The organism is Paenibacillus sp. MER 180, from assembly GCF_023713665.1.
GTDB lineage: Bacteria > Bacillota > Bacilli > Paenibacillales > Paenibacillaceae > Paenibacillus_B > Paenibacillus_B suaedae.
Genome location: NZ_JAMAVT010000003.1, coordinates 200,641 through 221,179 on the forward strand (window position 1 = coordinate 200,641; position 20,539 = coordinate 221,179).

The 20,539-nt window shown below is 46.2% G+C and carries 21 protein-coding genes; all 21 read left to right on the forward strand.

All coding sequences use genetic code 11. The annotated features are described in order from the left end of the window. The first annotated feature begins 36 nt into the window (after positions 1 to 36). Positions 37 to 789, forward strand: coding sequence for a SpoIIIAH-like family protein (locus M3661_RS05885; RefSeq protein WP_021252985.1), 753 nt, complete (start codon positions 37 to 39; stop codon positions 787 to 789). A gap of 418 nt (positions 790 to 1,207) precedes the next feature. Beyond that, complete coding sequence (gene accB / locus M3661_RS05890) at positions 1,208 to 1,708, forward strand: acetyl-CoA carboxylase biotin carboxyl carrier protein (protein WP_028533131.1); 501 nt, start codon at positions 1,208 to 1,210, stop codon at positions 1,706 to 1,708. 48 nt (positions 1,709 to 1,756) lie between these two features. Further along, positions 1,757 to 3,100: an acetyl-CoA carboxylase biotin carboxylase subunit gene (accC, locus tag M3661_RS05895; protein WP_251482936.1), complete on the forward strand. Its 1,344-nt coding sequence runs from the start codon at positions 1,757 to 1,759 to the stop codon at positions 3,098 to 3,100. 106 nt (positions 3,101 to 3,206) lie between these two features. Continuing rightward, positions 3,207 to 3,617, forward strand: a complete 411-nt coding sequence (locus M3661_RS05900) for an Asp23/Gls24 family envelope stress response protein (RefSeq protein WP_021252982.1) — start codon at positions 3,207 to 3,209, stop codon at positions 3,615 to 3,617. A 67-nt stretch (positions 3,618 to 3,684) separates the two neighbouring features. After that, positions 3,685 to 4,224, forward strand: a complete 540-nt coding sequence (gene amaP, locus M3661_RS05905) for an alkaline shock response membrane anchor protein AmaP (RefSeq protein WP_021261777.1) — start codon at positions 3,685 to 3,687, stop codon at positions 4,222 to 4,224. A gap of 15 nt (positions 4,225 to 4,239) precedes the next feature. Beyond that, a complete protein-coding gene (locus tag M3661_RS05910) occupies positions 4,240 to 4,470 on the forward strand; it encodes a DUF2273 domain-containing protein (RefSeq protein WP_021252980.1) in 231 nt (76 codons plus the stop codon). Between the two features lie 230 nt (positions 4,471 to 4,700). Beyond that, a complete protein-coding gene (gene nusB, locus M3661_RS05915) occupies positions 4,701 to 5,177 on the forward strand; it encodes a transcription antitermination factor NusB (protein WP_021252979.1) in 477 nt (158 codons plus the stop codon). A gap of 53 nt (positions 5,178 to 5,230) precedes the next feature. Continuing rightward, positions 5,231 to 6,100, forward strand: a complete 870-nt coding sequence (gene folD, locus M3661_RS05920) for a bifunctional methylenetetrahydrofolate dehydrogenase/methenyltetrahydrofolate cyclohydrolase FolD (RefSeq protein ID WP_285852844.1) — start codon at positions 5,231 to 5,233, stop codon at positions 6,098 to 6,100. A gap of 42 nt (positions 6,101 to 6,142) precedes the next feature. Beyond that, positions 6,143 to 7,498 (forward strand): exodeoxyribonuclease VII large subunit, encoded by a 1,356-nt coding sequence (gene xseA / locus M3661_RS05925; RefSeq protein ID WP_083189487.1) that lies wholly within the window; start codon positions 6,143 to 6,145, stop codon positions 7,496 to 7,498. Between the two features lie 5 nt (positions 7,499 to 7,503). Next, a complete protein-coding gene (gene xseB / locus M3661_RS05930) occupies positions 7,504 to 7,764 on the forward strand; it encodes an exodeoxyribonuclease VII small subunit (RefSeq protein ID WP_021252976.1) in 261 nt (86 codons plus the stop codon). Further along, complete coding sequence (locus M3661_RS05935; protein WP_065293210.1) at positions 7,730 to 8,671, forward strand: polyprenyl synthetase family protein; 942 nt, start codon at positions 7,730 to 7,732, stop codon at positions 8,669 to 8,671. Before xseB ends, M3661_RS05935 begins: the two co-directional genes overlap by 35 nt. Positions 8,672 to 9,421: 750 nt before the next feature. Then, on the forward strand, positions 9,422 to 10,048 hold the full coding sequence (locus M3661_RS05940; protein ID WP_021252974.1) for a hypothetical protein: 627 nt from the start codon (positions 9,422 to 9,424) through the stop codon (positions 10,046 to 10,048). Then, positions 10,029 to 11,930, forward strand: a complete 1,902-nt coding sequence (gene dxs, locus M3661_RS05945; protein WP_072727897.1) for a 1-deoxy-D-xylulose-5-phosphate synthase — start codon at positions 10,029 to 10,031, stop codon at positions 11,928 to 11,930. Before M3661_RS05940 ends, dxs begins: the two co-directional genes overlap by 20 nt. A 45-nt stretch (positions 11,931 to 11,975) precedes the next feature. Continuing rightward, on the forward strand, positions 11,976 to 12,803 hold the full coding sequence (locus M3661_RS05950) for a TlyA family RNA methyltransferase (protein WP_065293212.1): 828 nt from the start codon (positions 11,976 to 11,978) through the stop codon (positions 12,801 to 12,803). A 130-nt stretch (positions 12,804 to 12,933) separates the two neighbouring features. Then, positions 12,934 to 13,389, forward strand: coding sequence for a DNA-binding protein (locus M3661_RS05955; RefSeq protein WP_065293213.1), 456 nt, complete (start codon positions 12,934 to 12,936; stop codon positions 13,387 to 13,389). A 120-nt stretch (positions 13,390 to 13,509) separates the two neighbouring features. After that, on the forward strand, positions 13,510 to 13,959 hold the full coding sequence (gene ahrC / locus M3661_RS05960; RefSeq protein ID WP_005546729.1) for a transcriptional regulator AhrC/ArgR: 450 nt from the start codon (positions 13,510 to 13,512) through the stop codon (positions 13,957 to 13,959). Between the two features lie 24 nt (positions 13,960 to 13,983). Further along, complete coding sequence (gene recN, locus M3661_RS05965; RefSeq protein ID WP_065293214.1) at positions 13,984 to 15,708, forward strand: DNA repair protein RecN; 1,725 nt, start codon at positions 13,984 to 13,986, stop codon at positions 15,706 to 15,708. Between the two features lie 122 nt (positions 15,709 to 15,830). Beyond that, positions 15,831 to 17,297 carry a SpoIVB peptidase gene (spoIVB, locus tag M3661_RS05970; protein WP_072727900.1) on the forward strand — a complete coding sequence of 489 codons (1,467 nt, stop codon included), beginning with the start codon at positions 15,831 to 15,833 and terminating at the stop codon, positions 17,295 to 17,297. Between the two features lie 127 nt (positions 17,298 to 17,424). After that, on the forward strand, positions 17,425 to 18,249 hold the full coding sequence (spo0A, locus tag M3661_RS05975; RefSeq protein WP_021252968.1) for a sporulation transcription factor Spo0A: 825 nt from the start codon (positions 17,425 to 17,427) through the stop codon (positions 18,247 to 18,249). A 503-nt stretch (positions 18,250 to 18,752) separates the two neighbouring features. Further along, positions 18,753 to 19,790 carry a GmrSD restriction endonuclease domain-containing protein gene (locus M3661_RS05980; protein WP_251482938.1) on the forward strand — a complete coding sequence of 346 codons (1,038 nt, stop codon included), beginning with the start codon at positions 18,753 to 18,755 and terminating at the stop codon, positions 19,788 to 19,790. Next, a complete protein-coding gene (locus tag M3661_RS05985; RefSeq protein ID WP_251482940.1) occupies positions 19,790 to 20,482 on the forward strand; it encodes an MAE_28990/MAE_18760 family HEPN-like nuclease in 693 nt (230 codons plus the stop codon). Before M3661_RS05980 ends, M3661_RS05985 begins: the two co-directional genes overlap by 1 nt. The last annotated feature ends 57 nt before the right edge of the window (positions 20,483 to 20,539 follow it).

A 20,539-nucleotide genomic window follows, 5' to 3' on the forward strand; every position in this document is an offset into this window, starting at 1 on the left:
AACGAGAACTGAATGAACATTAGGAGGTAATGAAGAATGAATACGAAAAGACAGACGATATGGTTAGTGTCTATGCTGAGCTTGATGGTCGTATTGTCCGCATATTATTTGTTCACGGAGGACACAACAGCTCCAGCGAAGCAAACGGTAGACAATGTACGTTCAGAACAGACGTTGAAAGGTGATGCAACAGAAGTTGGGCAATTGCCTGAAATCAAAGTAACTGAGGTATCTACAGGGCATGGAGCTGATCCAAGCGTCAATGGCAAGGACGCTGCATCCGAAGCTAAGGAGAACAGCAGCAAGAGTGACGGAACTAATCCTTCTGCGACAAGCACTGGCAAGGACGATGAAGCCAAGAATGCTGGAAATGAGACTAGCGCTGCTGCGAAGGAAGACCAAGAGAAGGCGATGCTGGACAAGGTTGAAGCAGAAGGTGTTATGAAGCGGAGCTCTATTGAAGAACTGCAAATGCAGCGTGCAGAGAAGTATCAGCAAGAGATGGAGAAACTCATGAGTGACCTGAACTCAACAAGCAGTGAGAAGACTGCTGCAGTCCATGACGAAATGGGCAAGCTGGAAGAGCATGAGACGAAATTATCAAACCTGGAAACGGAGCTGCAGAAGCAGTATCAGAGTGCAGTCATCACACAGGATAATGATAAATATCAAGTGCTTGTGCAGAGCAATAAGCTTGAAGCCAAAGATGCTGTTGAAATAGTAGATAAAGTCATGAAGGACTTGAATGTGACACAAGATAAGATTGTTGTAGAATATGTCAGTGAATAGCGAATGTACTCGAATCTAGCCCAGTTGCAAACTGGGCTCTTTCCATTTGGAACGATTATGTTATAATACTAACGTCTGTAGATTGTCCTTTTTTGAAGGTTGTTCAAAAAGACAGCTTATTTTTGAGAAAGCAACGGAAGGTCTCTCAGCATGGAATCTAGCATTCAATCACAAGGATTGTCGCATCGAATATGTTATTTCTTCTGCGGCAACACGGCACTCTGCTATGCATGCAGCTTAACAGCTACTTGTGCGCACTGCTGAACAGATTCGGTATTATATTCTGCATAGACAGCATGCGCTGAGCGTCCTTGCGGATCTCTGTTGCGGAATACCGCTCCCTTTTTGGACATGTATTTGCAGTATGAAACTACCTTGCTATAAGAGACTTATCAATTGTCACGAGGAGTGAAACATGTTGTTCAAGATTGGCGAAATCAAAGAACTGATCAAGCTGTTGGACCAAACTTCCGTGCAGGAATTGGAAATCGAGAACGAAGGTTATCGTCTTTCCATTCGCAAGCCCGGCAAGACTGAAGTCATTAGTGTTCAGCCAGCTCCTGCACAGCCTACATATACCCCGGTTCCAACTGTACCTGCACAGCCAGCAGCTGCAGTTGAGACAGCTCCTGCACAGCCAGCTGTAGATGTTGTTGCCGACACGAAGGAGCAGGCGGGATTGCATAAGATTGTGTCTCCGATGGTAGGTACATTCTATCGTGCTTCTTCACCAGACACGCCTCCATTTGTGAATACGGGAGATAAAATTAACGAGAAATCGGTCGTATGTATCTTGGAAGCGATGAAGCTGATGAATGAACTCTTAGCTGAAGTCAAAGGCGAAATTGTTGAGATTCTTGTAGAAAATGGCCAGTTGGTTGAGTTCGGCCAGCCTTTATTCTTGGTGAAGCTGGATTAGTGGATGCTAACATCCCGAACAGATGTAAAGCCAAGGAGGTTTAAAACATTGAAATTTCAGAAGATTCTAATTGCTAACCGTGGTGAAATCGCTGTTCGTATCATTCGTGCTTGCCGAGAACTTGGAATTACAACGGTTGCAGTCTACTCGGAAGCCGATCGTGATTCACTTCATGTACGTCTTGCAGATGAAGCGTACTGTATTGGCCCTACATCTTCCAAGGACAGTTACTTGAACTTTACGAATATAATGAGTGTTGCTACATTGACAGAATGTGATGCAGTACATCCTGGCTATGGTTTTTTGGCGGAGAATGCTGACTTTGCTGATATTTGCGAGTCATGCGGCATTACATTCATTGGTCCTTCTTCCGATGCGATTGAGCGTATGGGAGACAAGGCTGTAGCGAAGCAGACGATGAAGGATGCAGGAGTTCCTGTCATTCCTGGTTCCGACGGTCTCGTTGAGAATATCGAAGAAGCTCTTATGATCGCACGCGATATCGGTTATCCTGTCATCATTAAGGCAACTGCCGGCGGCGGTGGCAAAGGGATCCGAATTGCGGATGATGAAGAGATGCTGGTCAAGCAAATTACGACAGCACAACAGGAAGCGGAGAGAGCCTTCGGTAATGCCGGCGTTTATTTGGAGAAGTATTTGACGGGCATGAAGCATGTTGAAATCCAAATTATCGCAGACAAGCATGGTAATGCAGCATATCTAGGCGAACGTGACTGCTCCGTGCAGCGCAGACGTCAGAAGCTGGTTGAGGAAGCTCCATGTCCAGTGCTGACGCCAGATATTCGTATGAAGATGGGCGAGGCAGCTGTACGCGCAGCACTCGCTGTTGACTACTCGGGTGCAGGTACTTTGGAGTTTCTGTTCGGTCCAGACGGCAATTTCTACTTCATGGAGATGAATACTCGTATTCAGGTTGAACATCCTGTTACCGAGATGATAACTGGAATTGACCTTATTCAAGAGATGATCCATGTAGCGGAAGGCAATCCATTATCGTTCCGACAAGAGGATGTTCAGCTTAATGGATGGGCGATTGAGTGCCGTGTTAACGCAGAAGATCCTGATCGCAACTTTATGCCTTCCGCAGGGCAAATTCAATTCTATTTGCCTCCGGGAGGAGCGGGTGTACGTGTGGATAGCGCAGCATATCCAGGTTGTGTGATTTCTCCGCACTATGATTCCATGATTGCGAAGCTGATCGTGTGGGCTCCTACTCGCGAACAAGCGATTGAACGTATGAAGCGTGCACTTGCGGAGTTCGCGATAGAAGGTATTCATACAACAATTCCGTTCCATCAACGGTTGCTGCGGCATCCGAAGTTCGAGCAAGGGGATTTCGATATTAAGTTCCTGGAAGAGCATGAAGTCTAGAACGTCATCATGAGTAATTTGTCATAAAAATAGACAAATGCTATAGTTATGATTATGACGGACAAGAACTGCCTCTTTTCAAAAAATAATGAGGAGTGTGTAACGGATGAATCAGACGATTATTCCGGAATTTGAGCGTACTGATCTTGGCAATATTCAGATTGCTCCTGACGTGATTGCAGTGATCGCTGGTCTAGCTACTATTGAAGTAGAAGGTGTAGCGGGTATGAGCGGTGGCTTTGCAGGCGGTATTGCTGAATTACTTGGCCGTAAGAACTTGTCCAAAGGCGTTAAGGTTGAAGTTGGACAACGTGAAGCTGCAGTAGATGTGAACATCATCGTAGAATATGGTCGCCGCATTCCTGTGATTGCTGATGAGATTCAGCAGAACGTAAAGCGCTCCATTGAGATGATGACAGGTCTTCATGTTGTTGAAGTGAACGTGCATGTGCATGACGTGCATTTTAAATCGCAAGAGAAACCGGAAGAAACGGAAGTATCTACGCGAGTGAAATAATGATGGCAGTAAACCCCCTCCTGGTGGTAGGGGGTTTACTGCCATTCCATGAGGAGGATCGTCAAGCGTGAGCAGAATTGTAGACAGACTGTTGTTGTTTGTGTATAGTTTGGTCATTGGTTCGTTATCGGTAGCAGCCATTTTAGCTGCATTAGGCTTCATTCCCGAGCGGCTTGATCCAACTCAGCCTCTATGGCTGCAAACAACAGTAATAGCGGTTGCGGCCGTTATTTTATTGCTTAGCGTCCGCTTCGTTTACGTTTCTATCCGTCGTGAGCGGAAGTCAATGTCATCGATTGATCAACGCACCGATATTGGTGATATTAAGATATCGATAGAAACGATCGAGAACGTGGCGTTGAAGGCAGCGTCGCGCGTCCGTGGTGTTAAGGACTTAAAGGCACGAATCCGCACCAATGAATCAGGGCTCGATATCACGATTCGCACCGTTGTGGACGGGGAGACGGCGATACCAAGCATGACGGAGGATGTTCAACGCCAGGTTCGCGATTATGTGCAGGAAATTACCGGAATACCGGTTTCTTACGTTTCGGTATACGTTGCAAATATTGTGCAGACGCAAACCTTTAAAGCGCGCGTTGAATAGGTGGTGAGCTGTCCGATGTGGAAGGAAATATGGGAGAGTCACGGCGGACGTCTACTCGGCGTCACGGCGGGCATTTTTTTTGGCATCTTGTATCTAATTGTTGGTTTTTGGGATATGCTATTTTTTGCACTTCTTGTATTCATCGGATTTGCAATCGGCAGACAGCGGGATCTGAAATTAGGCCCCTTGTTCCCATTTCAGCGAATTGGAATGTGGATGTCTGAACGTTGGAGAAGGTTGAAGTAGTCCTATGGACGCTCCGAACGACTGCTTGACCGCCGGTTCTGGCCGACGGAAGGGAATCGGGGAGCTTCATAGGATTTTTTTCACAAATAAATCGTAAGTAGATGCATCGAAGTGCTTAAGATCGTAGTAACGTTGGCAATTGCCTTAATGAACAGTAGAGTGCATGCGCTAGTGAATTGAAGGAATACGAATTCGACATGTCGGATGCTTTACATGCAGGAGGATAAATCATGAAAAGACGCATCGCCAGAGAAATGGCTATTCAAAGTTTGTATCAGCTTGAAATGACAGAGGTAACGCCACATCAGGCTGTTGCTATGATTGTGCAAGAATCTGCACAAGACAATGAAATAGGTGTTAAGCATGAGCATGCGGAAGCCATGCATGCTCATGTATTGGAATGGGTACGAGCTACATGGGAGCATCACGTTGAGATCGACGAGCTTCTGGCACGTTATTTGAAAGGGTGGCACGTTGAGCGTTTGTCCAGAGTGGATAGACAGATCCTTCGTCTGGCTACGTACGAAATGAAATATCGCGACGATGTCCCTCCTAAAGTAGCGATCAATGAGGCCATCAATTTGGCGAAGCACTTTGGTACGGACGAGTCCGGAAAATTCGTCAATGGAGTTCTAGGGCAGATGATGCGTGATATGGACGGAGCTTCTACTGCGGAAGCTGCAAAGGAAGAAACAACAGAAGAATAGAAGTAAGTTCAGCTTGGATGACAATGTCGAGTATTCGGATGGAGGCGCAGAGAATGATAACAGCAACTTTATTGGATGGTAAGGCATTATCTCGTACAATTCGTGAGGAGATTACGGCGGAGACCGCTGGGCTGAAGGACAAGGGGATACAGCCAGGGCTGGCTGTCGTTCTCGTTGGTGAAGACGCTGCTTCGCAAGTATATGTGAACAGCAAGCATAAGACATGCTTGGAGCTGGGCTTCAGTTCGGAAGTACATCGTCTTCCGGCAAATACGTCTCAGGAAGAGCTGCTGGCTCTTGTTCATCGCTTGAATGAAGAACCTTCCATTCACGGAATTCTTGTGCAGCTTCCGCTGCCGAAGCATATTGATGAGAAGGCTGTCATCGATGCAATTGCCGTTGAGAAGGATGTGGATGGATTCCATCCTGTCAGTGTCGGTAATATGGTCATCGGGGATGACTCTTTATTGCCTTGTACGCCAGCAGGCATTATGGAAATGCTGAAACGCAACCAGATTGACGTTGCTGGCAAGCACGCTGTTGTTATTGGGCGAAGCAACATTGTAGGCAAACCCATATCTCTCCTTCTTCAACGTGAGAATGCAACAGTTACGATGTGCCATTCTCGGACTGTCAATATGAAGGAGATTACGAAACAGGCAGACATTTTGGTTGTTGCGATTGGTCGCGCTAACTTCGTGGATCGTTCTTATATTAAGCCAGGTGCAGTCATTATCGATGTGGGCATGAACCGCCTTGAGAACGGTAAGCTGGCTGGAGATGTTGACTTTGAGGACGTGAAGGAAATTTGCGGCCCGATTACACCTGTACCAGGCGGTGTAGGACCAATGACAATTACTATGCTCATGTTCAATACACTCAAGGCCGCCAAACGAATACATCACATTGCGCACAACGAATAGTTGTGCGCTGTCTGTCATTGGGAACGAAAGGGGGCAGACAATGTGTCCGACGATGCACGAATATTATCAATTAAAGAAGTGAACCGCTATATCCGCATGAAGATGGAAGGCGATCCGAGGCTTCAGGATGTATGGCTTCGTGGAGAGATATCGAACTTCACACATCATTCAAGCGGGCATATGTATTTCACATTGAAGGATTCGGATAGCCGTATACGTACGATTATGTTTGCTTCGCACAATCAGAAGCTGGCTTTTCGTCCGAAGGAAGGAACGAAGGTCATTGCTCGCGGCAATATTACGGTGTATGAACGGGATGGTCAATACCAGTTCTATGCGCTGCATATGCAGCCTGATGGAATTGGAAGTTTGTTCATGGCCTTCGAACAGTTGAAAGAGAGATTGAACGCTGAGGGATTGTTCGGGCAGGAACGCAAGCGAAGTATCCCGCGATATCCTGCTGCAATCGGCGTCATTACTTCGCCGACAGGTGCTGCTGTACGGGATATCCTCATTACGCTGCGCCGCCGTCAACCCGGTGTTGCGGTATTGCTCTACCCCGTATTAGTACAAGGAACACAAGCGGCAGGATCGATTGCACAGGCGATCGAGGCGATGAACCGCAGCGGCGAGGTGGACGTGCTGATTGTGGGCCGCGGCGGAGGATCGCTAGAAGAACTATGGGCATTCAATGAAGAAGTGGTTGCGCGAGCAATCGCTGCATCGACGATCCCGATCATCTCAGCGGTTGGACATGAGACGGACTTTACGATTTCGGACTTCGTTGCAGATCTACGAGCTCCTACACCTACAGCTGCGGCTGAATTAGCGGTAGCGAACAGGGAAGAGCTCAGGCAGCATCTTACACATGTAAATCGCAGGCTGCAATCGGCAATGAATCGTTTCTTGAATCAGAACCAGGAACGGTTGCTTCGGGCACAGCAATCTGCCGTGTTCCGCAAGCCTGAACAGTTGATGATGAAGCATGCGGATAAGGTTGCGCGCCTGCAGGAGCAGTTAACGTACCGGTTGCAGTTGATCCAAGGCCAATCTTCACAGCGATGGAAGGAACTGCGTGGTCGATTGCGTGAACAGACGCCTGTACATCAAGTGCGCGCTGCACGCAAACGGTTGGATGGCAATCAACATCAACTCGTTCAGTCTATGGCTGCAATCACGAAACAGAAGCGGATGGAGACAGCTGGGATGATTAGACAGCTGGACGCGCTTAGCCCACTTAAGATTATGTCAAGAGGGTATAGTCTTGTGTATGATGAACAGGAGGCGAAGCTGATCCGCTCGATCGAAGAAGTGCAGCCTGGAGACGTAGTACGGGTGAAATTATCGGATGGCCAATTGGATTGTCATGTATGGTCGATGAAAGGAGAGCGTGAATAACTCTCATGGAAAATAAAGAGACTATTGAACAATTAAGCTTCGAGGCGGCGATGGATAAGTTGGAAGAGATCGTTGCGAAATTAGAAAGCGGAGACGCTCCTCTTGAACAATCAATTGAGTTGTTCCAAGAAGGAATGATGCTCTCTAAGCTTTGTTCAGAGAAGCTGGAACAAGTTGAACGCAAGATAGAGATGGTAACCGAGCAGAACGGCGAATGGAAGCGTCAGCCGTATGCAACAGAGGAGACGGGTGATTCGATTGATTAATTATCAATCGGCCGGAGTATTTGCCGATTATGTGAAGCAGCAGGCAACTCGGATTGAATCGATACTGCCGAAGATGCTGGATAGCAAGCGCAATACTCCTGAGCCGTTAACACAATCGATGCAATATTCGTTAATGGCGGGCGGCAAGCGGCTGCGGCCAGTATGTGTCTTAATGGCCTGTGATAGCTTAGGAGGCAATACACGTGCAGCGGAGCCGGTTGCATGTGCCATTGAGATGATTCATACGTACTCATTGGTACATGATGATCTGCCTGCAATGGACAATGATGATCTACGCCGTGGCAAGCCGACCAATCATAAAATCTATGGTGAGGCCATGGCAATTCTGGCTGGAGACGGTCTGTTGACTCAGGCTTTCCACTGTATTGTGCAGAGCACACGCCAGCATGGTGTTGCAGCTGAGGTATCGTTGTCTATTGTTGAGGAATTGGCAGAGTATGCAGGCATGAACGGGATGGTCGGCGGACAGGCTGCTGACATGCTCGGTGAGCAAGGGATTACGACATTGGATCAGCTGGAATACATCCATCTGCATAAGACAAGTGATCTTATTGTCTGCTCCCTCCGCGCAGGCGGGCGGATTGGTGGAGCATCGGAACAGCAGCTGCAAGCGCTGACGACCTATGGTTATAAGCTTGGGCTCGCCTTTCAAATTCAAGATGATATATTGGATGTCATCGGAGATGAAGCCATGCTGGGTAAGCCGAAGGGAAGCGATGAGAAGAGCGGGAAGGTTACTTATCCGTACTTCATCGGCCTTGAAGAATCGAGACAGGAAGTGGAACGTTTGACAGAGGAAGCGAAGGCTGCAATTGCGAATGCAGGGTTCCAAAAACCTGAGCTATTGGTTGGCATGGCAGATTATTTGATGAAGCGAGACCATTAATTGGCGAGTATTTAGGCACTATTTATGATATAATAGGCCTTGCGTAGAGTGGTGCAGTATTCTAGTCGGCCTACCAACGCTGAAGGCGGGCCTAAAAATTCGCTAAAGGGCACATCGATGAAGTTCCTGGTGTTGGCTTTCGACGCCCAGTCGGGGGCTGATGCTGGGAGTTAAGGTTGTGGGGCGATCCACAATGGCATGTGGGCGTTGACCCCGCTTCCGCGGAGGCCCAAGTGCGTGGTATGACGCCCTCGAGCGTCGCATTACGGCTTGGGGTATGAACCTACATTACGAGTCGCACATTGCAATTCTTCATTCTATTATGAAGCGTGATGTACGTACCCGGCTTGTTTGTAGCGTAGCCTGCCTTGAGTGAGCCTGCGGGGATTGCGGATGTGTAGATTCGGCGGACTTTGGCCAAAGAACGCATGAATCGTATGCCGTATGAAATCTGGCTTGCAAAAGAGGCTAGGGGTTGGTTCAGGGCTGCCCGAGGAAAACTCCTAGACTGTTCACTGGCGTGAAGCTTCTTAAGGATTATAGTGTGGACTAAGTGGTAATTCAGTCTGGCGATTGGCGACAACGTCAAGGCGCTCTTAATTGGAAACGGCCTGCTCGGCGACGAGGAGGCGAGCATCTGGGAAAACCTACTGGACCTAAGCCACAGCGTTTACTTGAGAAGTTGCCACTCTTAACTTTACGTAACTGATCAGACAGTTCTAACACATAAAGGATGGAACATCACATACAATGAAATTCTCTTTCAAACATTCCGTTCGGTGGAGCGTATTTATTTTCATCGTCACATTTGCTCTAGCTGCTATTTTTTCCGTCGTATCGACTTCGATGCTGGAGGGAGTAGGCTGGGGCATCGGGATGGTGATCGTGCTCTTACTCGTGCTCATCGGAGTGTTTTTTGATATGATGGGGTTATCTGCAGCGGCAGCGAAGGAGACACCTTTTCACGCCATGGCTTCTGAGAAGGTTGCTGGCGCGAAGCAGGCGATCGCAATCGTTCGTAACGCAGACCGATTCTCCAACTTCTGTAATGACGTGATCGGCGATATGACTGGAGTAATCAGTGGGTCGGCCACAGCAATAGTCGTTACGAACTTGTTATATTCGATGGATGCTGACTCCGCAGTAATGAAGACGGTAACGAGCGTTGTCTTCACAGGACTCGTATCAGCATTGACGGTTGGCGGGAAGGCACTCGGAAAATCCTTTGCTATTTATTACGCCACTCCGATCGTCCTGCTAATTGGGAAGTGTTTCTACGTGTTGGAGACGAAGTTCAATATTTCATTCTTCACCGTGAAACGCAGCAAATCGAAACAACGAAAGCGAGGGAAATCCCGTGCTGCTCGAACAGATTAATCAACCTAGCGACTTGAAGCAGTTGCCTAAGGAGCAACTGGAGCCGCTAGCGGCCGAAATTCGTCAATTCTTAATTGAAAAGCTGGCAGTGACCGGAGGTCATCTAGCATCTAACTTGGGGATTGTTGAGCTAACGCTTGCCCTGCATTATTACTATGACAGCCCGAAGGACAAAATGTTATACGACGTTGGCCATCAAGCCTACGTTCACAAAATATTAACAGGACGCAAGGATCAGTTCGATACATTGCGCCAATATAAAGGTTTATGCGGCTTTGTGAAGCGTGCAGAGAGCGAACACGATGTATGGGAAGCCGGACACAGCAGTACGTCTTTGTCCGCCGCAATGGGGATGGCATTGTCCCGTGACCTGCAAGGTCAGGATAATCGGGTAGTCGCAATCATTGGAGACGGTGCGCTCACAGGCGGTATGGCGCTGGAAGCATTGAACCATATCGGCCATGAAAAGCGCAAGTTGATGGTTGTGCTGAATGACAACGAAATGTCCATTGCGCCAAATGTAGGAGCATTACATAATTATTTGTGTAAAATTCGCTCTGACCGCAACTATAAAAAAGCCAAAGAAGAAGTTGAACAGCTGCTCAAAAAAATTCCGGCTATTGGTGGTAAGCTGGCTAAAACGGCAGAACGCGTGAAGGACGGACTGAAATACCTAGTCGTCTCCGGCATGCTGTTCGAAGAATTCGGCTTGAAATATTTTGGCCCTGTAGACGGTCATGATATTGATAAGCTTCTGGACATTTTCCAGCAGGCAGACCGTATCGATGGACCGGTTCTCGTCCATGTTGTAACCCGCAAAGGGAAAGGATATTCACCAGCTGAAGCCGATTCCCATAAATGGCATGGAGCAACACCTTATAAGATTGAATCCGGCCAGCCCCTTAAATCAGTGGGCACGCCGAATTACACCGATATCTTCAGTGATGTGCTCATTGAGCTCGCTGAGCAAGACGAGCGAATCGTGGCAGTAACACCTGCAATGCCAGGCGGATCAGGACTCTTGAAGTTCGAGAAGCTGTATCCGAACCGGATGATTGATGTAGGTATCGCAGAGCAGCATGCAGCAACGATGTGCGCTGCTATGGCTATGGAAGGAATGAAGCCTGTATTTGCGGTATATTCAACCTTCCTGCAGCGAGCGTACGATCAGGTTGTACATGATATTTGCCGTCAACAAGCTAATGTCATCTTTGCAATTGACCGAGCGGGCTTCGTAGGCCCAGATGGGGAGACGCATCAAGGGGTATATGATATACCATTCTTGCGTCATATCCCGAATATGGTCATTATGATGCCGAAGGACGAGAATGAGCTTCGTCATATGATGAAGACGGCTGTTGATTATGACGCAGGCCCGATTGCCGTTCGCTATCCGCGTAATGCGGTTGTAGGGGTGCCAATGGACACCGAATTGAGCCCGATTCCAATAGGAACGTGGGAAACCGTTCGGAATGGAGATTCAGCGGCTGTGCTGGCTATCGGTCCGATGGTGCAGGTTGCAGAGGAAGCAGCAGAGTTGTTGCGCAAAGAAGGCATTCGTATTCGAGTGATTAATGCGAGATTTGTTAAGCCGCTTGATGACGAGATGCTGCATCAGCTAGGTAAGGATCGCATTCCGGTAATCGTGTTGGAAGAAAGCTCGGCAATCGGAGGTTTAGGTAGTGCTGTACTGGAATGGTATGCTAACCATGGCGTTTACGATATGAGAGTGAAGCCAATTGGGGTTCCTGATTGCTTCGTCGAACATGGTAGCATTAAGGAACAGCGGAATGAAGTTGGCTTAACGCCTGAACGGGTTGTGAAAGAAGTTCATTCGATGTTATTCGCAACAGGCGGCAATAATCGGTTGACTCGGGCTTAATTATGTTCGCATTGATGAATGAATGGAATGAGACGGGAGTACAGAATGTCTATACCGAAGGAACGAATTGATGTCCTGCTCGTCGAGCAGGGGTATTATACGAGTAGAGAGAAGGCCAAGGCTGCCATCATGGCAGGCCTTGTGCTTGCAAATGCGGAACGAATTGAAAAGGCTGGCATGAAAGTACCGCGTGATGCTGCAATTACCGTGAAGGGAGCGGTTCATCCTTATGTGAGCCGCGGCGGACTTAAGCTGGAGAAGGCGATCCAGCAATTCGGATTGAACATGCAGGACGCTGTAATGCTTGATATTGGAGCATCTACTGGGGGATTTACCGATTGCGCATTGCAAAATGGTGCACAGAAGGTGTATGCGGTAGATGTCGGCTACAACCAGCTTGATTGGTCTTTGCGCAATGATGATCGGGTAATCGTCATGGAGAGAACGAATTTCCGATATACGGAGCCAGGGGATTTAGTAGGACCGGTACCGGATACAGCTTCTATTGATGTTTCTTTTATTTCCTTGAAACTGATCCTACCACCACTTGCGCGATTGCTGGCTAAGCCTGGACGGGTAGTTGCACTGATTAAGCCTCAATTCGAAGCAGGGCGTGAGAAGGTTGGCAAATCGGGAATTGTTCGTGAAGCAAGCACACATGAGCAGGTGTTGAGAGAGATTCTTGATTTTGCTGCCTCGATCGGTTTCCAATTGGAAGGGTTAACGTACTCTCCAATAACGGGCGGAGAGGGCAATATTGAATTTCTAGCGTACTGGAATGTGCCTGAACTTACGGAAGAAGAAGTGCCGCATGTATCACGCGATCTGATCGCTGACATCGTAAGGGAGGCACATACTACGTTCCGATCCTAGCTGGCAATGGAACATGCTGTAGAAGAAACTCATCCGGGACAAGCATCCGTCGGATGAGTTTCTTTTGCACCATAGCACGTATCTAATCAAATCTATATGCGCATAGGCTGCGAACCAGGAGTGAATTTCGATGGGTGATCGTTGGATCATGGGATTGATCGGAATTGGTTTGGCTGTATGGATTGGATATGCAATACGACATTATATGCGAACACCTGAAGCGATGGAGAATGTGTGCTTATCCGAGAGATATCCGCAGGATGATGAGATTGTCGCATTGCTTGAGTCAGCGGGTTACGAGATCATTGGCGGCAAGTATTTTGTGCCAATTCAGATTCAGATGAACGGAGAAGAGCTAGAGTCCACGAAATTGTGGATTGATATGGTCGTCAAACGGGGCGAACAATGGTATATTGTTCGTATCGTACGCGAACGGATGAAGCTCGATTGGAGCGCAAGTGCGATTCGCAGACATTGGGGAGTTTACTTCGCGGCATATCCTGAATGTGATGGGCTGCTTGTCGTTGATATGGCAGAGCGGCGAATTCGCATGCTTCATATGGAGTTTGGGGAAGCAGAAGCTTGACCCTTGCAAGATTAGGCGTAGTTATGAAAGAATGGCAAGCGAACAATGCAATATGAAAGTTATCGCAATAAGCAAATAATAAGTCATGGAATTATGGTGTAGACAGTATGGAGGGCATGCATGAAAGGACAACGACATATTAAAATCCGAGAAATCGTAATGAATAACGATATTGAGACGCAAGACGAGCTGGTGGATTCATTGCGCAATGCAGGGTTCCATGTTACTCAAGCAACTGTATCTCGGGATATGAAAGAATTGCATCTCATTAAGGTGCCAATGGACAATGGCCGATATAAATATTCACTCCCAATCGATCAGCGCTTCAATCCTGCACAGAAGTTAAAGCGGTCACTTCTTGATAACTTCGTCAGTGTAGACAGCGCTGAGAACTTAGTAGTCATGAAGTGTCTACCAGGTACAGCAAATGCGATCGCTGTATTGATGGACTCGATTGAATGGCCTGAAATTATGGGCACGGTATGCGGTGATGATACAATCTTGATTATTTGCCGTACCAAAGAATTGAGTCAGAGTGTTGTTGATCAAGTGATGAGTTACATTTCATAAGTGTTCTTCCGGGAGGGGTTCTTCTTGCTAGTAGCTATATCTATCCGCAATTTGGCGGTTATTGAATCGGTACAGCTGCGGTTTCACCGTGGATTTCATGTCTTAACGGGGGAAACGGGCGCGGGCAAGTCGATCATTATTGATGCGTTAGGTCTTATCGGAGGAGCAAGGGGATCAGCAGATTTTGTTCGATATGGCTGTGATCGCGCGGAAGTCGAGGCTTCGTTCGATCTTGCCATTGATCATCCGGTATGGGAGGCGCTTTCCCGCTTGGGGATTCAGGGAAGCAGTGAAGAGCTCCTCATTATTCGCAGGGAATTGACCGCGCAGGGCAAGAGCATGTGCCGGATCAATGGTCAAATGGTTACGTTGACGATGCTGCGCGAAATCGGTGAGCTGCTCATAAATATTCATGGGCAGCATGAGCACCAATCCCTGCTCAAGGTTGAGCGTCACTTGGACTGGCTCGATGCTTATGGCGGGGAAGAGGTTGCTGTACTTAAGCGGAAATATCGTGATGATTACGGATGCTTCATGGCGCTGCAGCATGAATTGAATCAATTGAAGGAAACGAGTCAGCAAGCCTACCAGATGCTTGATCTGTACCGGTTCCAGATTGAAGAGCTGCGCAATGCCCAACTGAAAATTGGCGAGGATGAATCATTAACGGAAGAAAAGCGCAAACTAGCCAATGCGGAGCAGCTAATGGATCATGTAAATGTATCTTATGAACGCTTGTATGGCCAAGGTGCAATGGATTCCGTTAGTGTCGCGATCTCCAAACTTGAAGATGTGCTCATGTACGACACAGTTAAGTTTCAGCCTATAATTGAGCAAATGCAAAATGCGTATTATCAACTGGAAGATGCGGCTTACCAGCTCCGCGATTACCGTGAGAATATCGAGTTCAATCCGGAACGCCTTGAACAAATTGAGGATCGACTGGATCAGCTGACTTCATTGAAGCGCAAGTATGGCTCAACTGTTGAGGAGATGCTTGAATATTTAGCCAAGATTGAAGATGAAGCTGACAAGCTGGAACATAAGGATGAACGCATATTGAAGCTCGAAGCAGAGACACAAGAACGTCTGGGTAAGCTCGCTAAGCGAGCGCAAGCCCTGAGTGATGCTCGCCGAGAGTTATCACTGGAATTGACGAAGCGAATTGAAGCGGAACTGCAGCATCTTCATATGGAACGTACTCGGCTCGATGTCCGTTTGGATCGATTGCAGGATGGACAAGGCGGGCATGAGGTCGACGGTGTATCTGTTCGCTTCACGAAGAACGGATGGGATGATGCAGAGTTCCTTATTTCACCGAACCCTGGAGAACCATTGCGTCCGCTCCATAAGATCGCATCTGGCGGTGAGCTGTCACGTATCATGCTTGCCATGAAGACAATCTTTGCCGAAGTTGATCGAATCCCAGTGCTCGTATTTGACGAAGTGGATACTGGCGTAAGTGGCCGGGCCGCTCAAGCCATTGCTGAGAAGCTTGCTGAAGTGTCTCGGAGTGGACAAGTATTCGCTATTACTCATCTTCCACAGGTTGCTTGCATGGCTGACCACCAATACTACATCGAGAAGCAGGTTCGAGATGAACGGACTTCTACTCAGGTACATGAATTGGAGGATGAAGGTCGTATTATCGAGCTTGCTCGCATGCTAGGCGGGGTGGAAGTAACGGAAGCGACTATGCATCATGCACAAGAAATGCTTGAATTGGCTGAACGTCAAAAAGGTGCGTAATTCTAAGGGATTTAGGAATCATTTTCACTTATAAAACGTAGGGGCCGGGGATACCTTAAAGTTACGAAATGGGCACGTCTCTTTTCGTCAAGCTTCCGTCTAACAAAGGAGTGTGACCACCTTTGAACCCCAACGTCAAACGACTGCTTGGCCTAATGCTCGTCATTCTTGTATGCTTAAGCACTACAACAGCAACCTTTCGCACGTATGCGGCGCTGCCGAATCAACTGAGGTTATTTGAAGGACAGCAAACGAAGCTTGATCTCGTGATGCCTGTTCAGGCTTCAGCGACGGTAGATCGACCGGATATTTTGCGTGTGAACGGCGAGAATCGACCTACATTCCAATTATCACCGAATCGTCCAATTTCATTACAGTCAGCCCAATCTGGTCAAGCAGAGCTGAAATTGAAGCTGTTCGGAGGCATTCCACTCAAGACATTGAAAGTGAATGTAGTTCCGAATTTGCGTGTCATTCCCGGAGGCCAAACGATTGGCGTCAAAGTCAAATCAGCAGGCATCCTTGTTGTCGGCCATCATCTTGTGAAGGTTGAGGGAGAACGCAAAGTATCTCCAGGTGAAGAAGCAGGTGTTCGCCTTGGTGATCTCATTACGAGTATGAACGGAAATCGATTGAATGATGTAAGCAAGGTTGCGGATATCGTGAAGCAGGCTGGCGAGAACAAACGTCCACTTGATCTTGTAATTCGGCGCGGCGATACTGAAGTGAAAGCTCAGTTGACCCCCGCGTACGATCAGGAGGACAAAACGTGGCGGCTAGGCTTATACATCCGAGATTCAGCAGCCGGAGTAGGAACTTTGACGTTCTATGCTCCAGACCAAGGAGTGTATGGGGCGCTTGGACATATCATTACGGATATGGACACGCAGACTCCGATCGTGGTGGGGCAAGGTGAAATTGTCCAGTCCCATGTAACTTCCATTTCGAAAAGTCAAAATGGAGAACCAGGTGAAAAACGTGCTCAATTTGTGAAGGAAAGCCGTGTTTTAGGCAATATCGAACGCAATACGCCATTTGGCATTTTTGGTAAGATGGTATCGAATCCAGAACATAGTGTATATAAAGAACCGATTCCTGTTGCATTCCGCGAAGAGGTTAAGGTGGGACCTGCCGAAATGCTGACCGTGGTGAATGGTCAACAAGTGGAACGATACAAGATTGAAGTCGTCCATGTTACGAAGCAATCAGCACCTGCAACCAAAGGGATGGTTATCCGCATAACAGATCCGCGGCTGCTGCAAAAAACCGGAGGCATTGTGCAAGGGATGAGCGGCAGTCCGATTATTCAAGATGGCAAATTGATTGGTGCAGTTACGCATGTGTTCGTCAATGATCCAAGCTCAGGCTATGGATGCTTTATCGAATGGATGCTGCAGGATGCTGGTGTTGTCCTGGCTTCACCTCAGTCAATGAATGAACAAGGGAAGGTTCACGTTCAACGTGATCCTTCTTTTTCTTTTACATCACGACGATCGCATCAATCTTCAGGATATGTCGAATCGATACGAATGAATACGAAATCTGTTGGATCGTTGGACAAATCATTAATTATAATAGAAAAATTTTAAAAAATAAAGAAAAAAAGTTTTCGACAGAAGGAATTTCATCTTTGATGTCGAATAACATGATCTGGAAGCGATAAACACCAAACCGGTTACTATCGTGTGCGAAACTTTGACAAGGGAGGATCCCAAGTTGCAAAAGATCGAAATATTGTTAGCGGACGACAACAGAGAATTTACAAATTTGTTGGCTGATTTCTTATCCGAACAAGACGACATGGTCGTTACTGGTGTTGCCTATAATGGCGAAGAGGTGCTCCAATTCCTTGAGCAGACGAGAGCGGTGCCTGACGTGCTCATTCTCGATATTATTATGCCTCATTTGGATGGTTTGGGTGTACTTGAGCGCTTGCGCAATATGGACTTGTCCCCGCAACCGAAGATCATTATGCTCACAGCCTTCGGCCAAGAGAGCATTACGCAACGTGCGGTTCAACTTGGCGCATCCTATTACATATTGAAGCCTTTCGATATGGACATTTTGGCGAATCGTATTAGACAGCTGGCAGGTGTTGCATCCAATGCTTCGGTAACTGGAGGATCTGCTAGTAACTTAATGACATCATCTGTATCGAAGTCGAATGTCGTACCGCTTGGCAAATCCAAAAACTTAGACGCGAATATCACGTCTATCATACATGAAATCGGTGTTCCTGCGCATATTAAGGGATACCAGTACTTGCGCGAAGCAATCACGATGGTGTACAACAATATCGAAATTTTGGGCTCTATCACGAAAACGCTGTATCCAGCGATCGCGGAGAAGTACAAAACGACACCAAGCCGCGTTGAGCGCGCGATCCGCCATGCGATTGAAGTTGCATGGACTCGCGGCAACATCGACAGCATTAGCCGTCTATTTGGCTACACAATCAACATCAGTAAGTCGAAGCCAACTAACTCCGAGTTCATCGCGATGGTCGCTGATAAGCTGAGAATTGAGCATAAGGTGTCGTAAATAGGTTAGAAATAAGGTTTTAGTATATCGATAGGTAATAATATTCAATTAATGCTACTAACATCTGAAAACGCCTTTATCAACTCATTAACTTCTAAATGATATATCAAATAATACTGCTTCCTTATTGGGTATCAAAAAACCAATGAGGGAGTGGTATTTTTTATGACCGATTTAGAGTTCCAATTATAAAATTTATGTGTACTGGGCTCAATGAACCTCTCAAGAAAGACAGGCATGATTCAATACAAATGACTAGAGGTATATTGGACCATCTGAAAAGGATTTGAAAAAAGAAGAAATACAACAAATCAGAAATTATTGACATACGAATTATTCCCGATGAAAGCACCAAAGATACATTGTAGACGCTGACTTGCAACTGATATGCATGCGAAGAAAAATAAAAGAACCATCGTTAAAAAGGGGGCTTTAGGAAGGATTGGAAAGAAGATTGTTGAATAAAATAGTAATAAATAATAATGTGATTGGAGTGTAGAACAGTGAGCAATCTAGAACAACAATTAAATGAGCAGAAAAGAAAGGTAGATTTTAATACATTTGATATCAGTGTTAAAGAATTAATAAGTATGGTTGGAGACGGTTTGATTGATATTGCCCCCGAATATCAGAGGCAGTTTCGTTGGGAAGCTAACAGACAGTCCAGTTTAATTGAGTCAATTTTCTTAGGAATACCTATTCCAAGCCTTTACATGGCTACAAATCCGGATGGTGGCTGGGAACTCATTGATGGTGTACAAAGACTTAGCTCAATTGTTCATTTTGCTGCTGATGAAGAAATAAGAAAGAAAATTATAAAACAAGATGAACCTCTGAAAATATCGGGGCTAAAAAAATTTTCAGAACTGAATAATAAGAAGTTCAGTGATTTAAGCAAGACAGTGCAACTAGCGTTTACTTTGAAACCATTAAAAGTTACCACATTAAGTGATAAAAGCGATCTTGACGTAAGATTTGATTTATTTGAAAGACTTAATACTGGTGGAGTTAAGCTGAGCGATCAAGAAATTCGTAGTTGTATTTTCAGAGGGAAATTTAATGATTTCATTAAGGAACTTGCAAAGAATGAGGATTTCAAAAAAGTCGCACTCTTGCCTGAGGCTAAAGAGCAAGATGGAACTAGAGAAGAACTGGTACTAAGATTCTTTGCTTATCTTAATAACTACGAAGAATTTGATCATAGTGTGGTTGATTTTCTAAACAATTATATGAAGGCATCAATTAAGCAGTTTGAATATGAACAAAATGAAGAGTTGTTTAAAAAAGTGTTTCAATCCTTAAGTGTGGCATTGCCAGAAGGCATAACTCGGGGGAGAAATACAACTCCGGTGAATTTGTTTGAGGCAGTGAGCGTTGGGGCAGCACTAGCTTTGAAGGAAAGTGGAAAATTATTAGTTGAGGGTATTCAGAATTGGATAGCAAATGATGAGTTGACACAACTGACCTCCGGCGCAACAAACTCTAGGCCGAGAGTTAAAAGTCGAATCGAATACTGCAAAGAAAAATTTGAGGGGAAATAATGTTCGAACATGTAAAGCGTGAATCGGCAGCTCGGTTTGTAGAGTTAAGAGATTATCTTAACTACATTACTCCAGCAAAGATTGAGGTAAACCAAGTAGATGCTGCAACACAAAGGGGTCAAGCACCTGTAGAGCCTTCTCATAAAATAGTCGAAAGAGGGCTTTTTTTCGTTCATTTATATGGAGTTGTTGAATATACGGTGCGAAATACCGTATCTACGGCAATATCGACGATTAACAATGAGCAATGTAAATACTCCGATTTGAAGCCAGTTTTTTTAAGTCTAGCCCTAGATGGAGAATTCGAATCTTTGTCACAGGTCAAGGCAAGTAAAAAATGGGAAAAGAGATGGGAAATACTATCCAAGGGTTTTTCGAATGAGGTAGCAGTACTCAATAACGATATTATTCCAACCGATGGAGCTAATATAAAATTCAAACAGTTAGAGAGTATTTGGAAAAGTTTCTGTATTGATGATCCTATTCTTCCTAGAGTTGGAACAGGAGGGCTGCTAAATGAATTGGTGACAAACCGTAATAAAATAGCCCATGGCGTTGAAACACCAGAAACAGTGGGAAGACGCTTTACTTATGATGAATTAACGTTACGTTTTGATGCAATAAGTGAACTTTGTTCCTATATCATAAATACATTTGAATCATATATTGAAGAAAAAAAGTTTAAGAAGTAGTGATAAGATGGTATAAAAGATATAATTTGTAGGTTCAAATTAATCAGGTATGCAACA

What these genes read in the sequence shown, in the direction of transcription:
- M3661_RS05885 (WP_021252985.1), top strand. Translation starts at nt 37, where the DNA reads ATGAATACGAAAAGACAGACGATATGGTTAGTGTCTATGCTGAGCTTG.
- M3661_RS05900 (WP_021252982.1), top strand. Translation starts at nt 3,207, where the DNA reads ATGAATCAGACGATTATTCCGGAATTTGAGCGTACTGATCTTGGCAAT.
- M3661_RS05910 (WP_021252980.1), top strand. Translation starts at nt 4,240, where the DNA reads ATGTGGAAGGAAATATGGGAGAGTCACGGCGGACGTCTACTCGGCGTC.
- nusB (WP_021252979.1), top strand. Translation starts at nt 4,701, where the DNA reads ATGAAAAGACGCATCGCCAGAGAAATGGCTATTCAAAGTTTGTATCAG.
- folD (WP_285852844.1), top strand. Translation starts at nt 5,231, where the DNA reads ATGATAACAGCAACTTTATTGGATGGTAAGGCATTATCTCGTACAATT.
- xseB (WP_021252976.1), top strand. Translation starts at nt 7,504, where the DNA reads ATGGAAAATAAAGAGACTATTGAACAATTAAGCTTCGAGGCGGCGATG.
- M3661_RS05935 (WP_065293210.1), top strand. Translation starts at nt 7,730, where the DNA reads ATGCAACAGAGGAGACGGGTGATTCGATTGATTAATTATCAATCGGCC.
- M3661_RS05940 (WP_021252974.1), top strand. Translation starts at nt 9,422, where the DNA reads ATGAAATTCTCTTTCAAACATTCCGTTCGGTGGAGCGTATTTATTTTC.
- M3661_RS05950 (WP_065293212.1), top strand. Translation starts at nt 11,976, where the DNA reads ATGTCTATACCGAAGGAACGAATTGATGTCCTGCTCGTCGAGCAGGGG.
- M3661_RS05955 (WP_065293213.1), top strand. Translation starts at nt 12,934, where the DNA reads ATGGGTGATCGTTGGATCATGGGATTGATCGGAATTGGTTTGGCTGTA.
- ahrC (WP_005546729.1), top strand. Translation starts at nt 13,510, where the DNA reads ATGAAAGGACAACGACATATTAAAATCCGAGAAATCGTAATGAATAAC.
- M3661_RS05985 (WP_251482940.1), top strand. Translation starts at nt 19,790, where the DNA reads ATGTTCGAACATGTAAAGCGTGAATCGGCAGCTCGGTTTGTAGAGTTA.